General features: G+C 62.2%; 1 protein-coding gene. It reads right to left on the bottom strand.

The annotated features are described in order from the left end of the window. A partial coding sequence (locus tag QQZ18_RS17565; protein ID WP_284542255.1) for a Nif11-like leader peptide family RiPP precursor occupies positions 1-244 on the bottom strand: 244 nt, incomplete at its 3' end. Positions 245-259 lie beyond the last annotated feature (15 nt).

Genomic DNA, 259 nt, shown 5'->3' with positions numbered 1-259 from the left:
TGTCGGAGCAATTGGGCCTGCTCCCACCCGCCACGAGATCGAGATCCTTGTCCGACAGCTCCTGACCGGCCGAGAGTTCCTCAAGCCCGGCGGCCAGTTCGTCCTGCGAGAAGCTGAACCCCTCGCGAGCACCGAGGGCAACCAAAGCCTCCGGCCCCAGTTGAAGTGCCGAGGTAGCTTCGGCATCCAGCTTCTCGCTCGTCCGAACCTTGTCGTAGAACTGCTCCAACTCCATCATGCTCATCGTGTTCGTCCCTCC

It is taken from the genome of Pleomorphomonas sp. T1.2MG-36 (assembly GCF_950100655.1).
In the GTDB taxonomy this organism is placed as follows: Bacteria; Pseudomonadota; Alphaproteobacteria; order Rhizobiales; family Pleomorphomonadaceae; genus Pleomorphomonas.
The sequence above is the reverse complement of the archived record's forward strand: the minus strand, read 5'-3'. Positions and strand labels throughout refer to the sequence as shown.